The sequence below is a fragment of the Prosthecobacter sp. genome (assembly GCF_044373815.1).
Classification (GTDB): Bacteria; Verrucomicrobiota; Verrucomicrobiia; order Verrucomicrobiales; family Verrucomicrobiaceae; genus Prosthecobacter.
The window spans coordinates 1-2,650 of record NZ_JBIPNG010000686.1; the positions used below are offsets into that span (position 1 = coordinate 1).

At 57.3% G+C, this 2,650-nt stretch carries 3 protein-coding genes; 1 reads left to right on the forward strand and 2 read right to left on the reverse strand.

Features of this window, described 5'->3' with window-relative positions; genetic code table 11:
• Positions 1–1,043: type II secretion system protein GspD (locus ACIREA_RS30260; RefSeq protein WP_397386039.1), on the forward strand; the 1,043-nt coding region annotated here is incomplete at its 5' end.
• Between the two features lie 436 nt (positions 1,044–1,479).
• On the opposite strand, the gene ACIREA_RS30265 is transcribed toward ACIREA_RS30260, so the two are convergent.
• Positions 1,480–2,295 carry a VacJ family lipoprotein gene (locus ACIREA_RS30265; RefSeq protein WP_397386040.1) on the reverse strand — a complete coding sequence of 272 codons (816 nt, stop codon included), beginning with the start codon at positions 2,293–2,295 and terminating at the stop codon, positions 1,480–1,482.
• On the reverse strand, positions 2,292–2,650 hold a 359-nt coding region (locus ACIREA_RS30270; RefSeq protein ID WP_397386041.1), incomplete at its 5' end, for a phospholipid-binding protein MlaC. The genes ACIREA_RS30265 and ACIREA_RS30270, both read right to left, overlap by 4 nt.

Genomic DNA, 2,650 nt, shown 5'->3' on the forward strand with positions numbered 1-2,650 from the left:
ATTCCAATTCCAACCGCAGCCTGCTCGACCATCCGGAAGACGTGGGAGCTCCCGAGTCTATGGTCGTCGGGAAAACGCTGCTGATCGGTGATCCTCAGTCCAACAGCCTCATTGTTTCGGGCTCCCCCGAGCACATCGCGCGCATTGATCAGCTGCTGGAGGAGATGGATATCCGCCCCCAGCAGATTTACATTTCCGCCATCATCGGCCAGTTGAGTCTGGGCAAGAACTTCAACTACGGGGTCGATTTCCTCCAGCTGCTGTCGGATTTCAGCGTGAACCGCAACGGTGCGACTTCCACGTCGGGCAGTTCGTCCACGACGGCGTCGTCCAACATCATCCAGTTCCCTGCTAAATTCGGGCAGCTGAATTTCTACGGCCAGATCGGCGCGCTGAGCAACTACATCAAGGTCATCGACAGCAACAACAACTTCAAGGTGCTGGCCACGCCAAGCATCTACGCCAAGAACGCCGCCAAGTCTGTCATCTCCTCCGGTCAGAGCATCGCGGTGCCGGCCAACATCCTGACCAACGGGGCCTTCACCGGCGGTGTTGCGAGCAACAGCGTGAGCGTGACTTATCGAGATGTCCTTCTCAAGCTGGAGGTGATTCCCCTGATCAACTCGGATGACGAAGTGACGCTGAAAATCGCCCAGGTTAATGACAACATCGTCGGTTCGCAGTCCATCGGCGGCAACACCGTGCCCACCATCGGCACGCAGAAGCTGCTCACGGAAGTGGCGGTGAAAAACGGAGCCACGGTCGTTCTCGGCGGGCTGATCACCGAGCGAGTCACCAAAGGTAAAAATGGAGTCATCGGTCTTCGACGCATTCCTATTCTTGGCAATCTCTTTGGCACCACGCAGAATCAAACCACCCGCGAAGAGCTGCTCATCTTTATCCAGCCACGCATTGTGCGCTCGGATGATCCGCTCGACACGCCCAACAACATCGAGAGCGGTCGCAGCAAGGTCTATGACGAAGCCATGCAGTTTGGCTCACCTGGACTGGAAAACATTCCTCGGGCGCTGCCTGCGCGGTGAGTGATGATGGGCGGGATGTGGCAGAGTCTCTTTGAAGAGGTGCATCCAAGTCAGTCGGTGTGCAGCGTTTCGCGAAACTGATTTGTGGAAAGAGAACCTGGAGACGCTCGGCGGCGGTTGGCGGACCAACCGCCCGACCTAAAGCGCAGACTAGCCGCTCAACGATAATTGCTTTGGAAGCTGCTATGAACTGCGGGTCCCGAGCACAGTCATCTCAGAAACTTCGCAGCAGGCTGCCTTGCTGCTCGTGGAGATGAGGCCCCGATATTAGAGCCACATCGGAGACTGGGACCTTAAATCTTACGACGCAGGGGAATCATCTTGATTCCTCTGGTTTGGGCACGTGTTTTAAACTGTGCGGGAGCGCTGGGCGGTGCGGAAGAATGAGGGATCGTGACGATCCCTCTCCTTCACTGCAAGTTCCAACCAAGGTCTCTCACTTCTTGATGGCTTCAGCGCGACTCTGGGTGTAGGCGCTGCGAGCGGAGAGATACGGATCCACGGCATCTTTTGTGATCGTGTCATAATTGTCCAACTGGCCAGGTATGGAACGCAGCGTGTTGGACAGAGGGGGAACGATGACCCAGTCATGCTTGGAGCGGCTGCCGAACCAGTAGAGGTAGGGCCAGTTGACCGGATTGAGGGCATAGTCTCCGGCGAGGCCCACGGTATCGCGCACGCTGCTGGGTCCCAGCAGCGGCAGCACCAGGTAAGGGCCGTGTGGAATGCCCCACTTGCCCAAAGTCTGCGCTGTGTCTTCATCCGGCACATTGGCGAGAGCAGGGATATTTTCCGCAGGACGGAAGATGCCAGCGACACCACCCACGGTGTTGACGACAAATTTGCCAGTCTCCTGCCCTGCACGTTTGAACTTGCCCTGAAGCGTGCAGTTCACGACCCGCACCGGGTACTTCACATTCTCAAAGGCGTTGTCGATGCCCTTGCGCACCGGCCTTGGCAGGATCAGTTCGTAGCCCTTTGAGATCGGACGGAAGAGGAAGGTGTAAAGCTGGTCGTTGACCCAGAATGTGCCGCGATTCAGCTTTTCAAGCGGGTCGGAGATGTCCGACGCCGTGGCATATTCATCCACTTCGTCGCCGCCGCCCTTCATGGGTTTGTCTGCGGCCTTGCCCTTGACGGCGGCTTCTGTGGTGGGTTTCGCAGCGGTGTTAGTCGCTGGGGTGCTGCAATCAGTCAGCAGCGGAGTGGCTGCCAGCAACAACAGACGGAGTGTGAATACGTGGTATTTCATTGAGGGCGGGAGACAGATTGCGTAAGAGAGCTTATGACGGCATTTGCGCCACCTTTTTTAAATTGCGCATCCAACTGGCTGCGGTAGTTGGCGATGAGGCTCACGCCTTCGATCACCACATCGGTGATGAGCATCTGCTCCATGCGATAAATCACGGTGTAGTGGCTGCCTTTGTAGACCATGCTCGTGGGCACATCCACACGGCCTGATGCCGGCTCTGTGGCCGCCTGATAAGTGATGTCTGGATGCTCCCCCGGTGTGAATTTGCTGCTGTAGCTGCGGATGATGAGCGTGGAAAAAAGCTGTGAGGCCTGCTGCTGCTGCGCGGGTGTGAACTGCCTCCAGCCCGGACCCA